This is a genomic window from Corynebacterium sp. MSK158 (genome assembly GCF_030229085.1).
In the GTDB taxonomy this organism is placed as follows: Bacteria; Actinomycetota; Actinomycetes; order Mycobacteriales; family Mycobacteriaceae; genus Corynebacterium.
Genome location: NZ_JASPHJ010000049.1, coordinates 1 through 261, shown reverse-complemented (window position 1 = coordinate 261; position 261 = coordinate 1). Strand labels below are relative to the sequence as shown.

Genomic DNA, 261 nt, shown 5'->3' with positions numbered 1-261 from the left:
CCAATACCGCTGCGCGAAAACCATCTCCCTCGCGCGCTTCCCACTGCTGCCTTACTTTCTGGGCAATAAAATCGTGTTCCTCGTCCTCGCTGGCGAAATAGGCCAGCTCAATCTCGCCTTCACCCTTGTGCGGGGCCGCATGCAGCTCATCGACGGGGCGCGGGCCGCCGGCAAAGACCCCGGCCGCCACCGAGTTGGCCAGCTTCAAGGCACCCGACGGGTTACGCCACGAGGTAGTCAGCTGGTCCTTGGGAGCAGGGG

1 protein-coding gene is annotated in these 261 nt (G+C 64.0%); it reads right to left on the bottom strand.

Annotated elements, in window-relative coordinates; translation table 11 throughout:
- A partial coding sequence (locus QP915_RS11635; protein WP_284769437.1) for a hypothetical protein occupies positions 1-261 on the bottom strand: 261 nt, incomplete at both ends.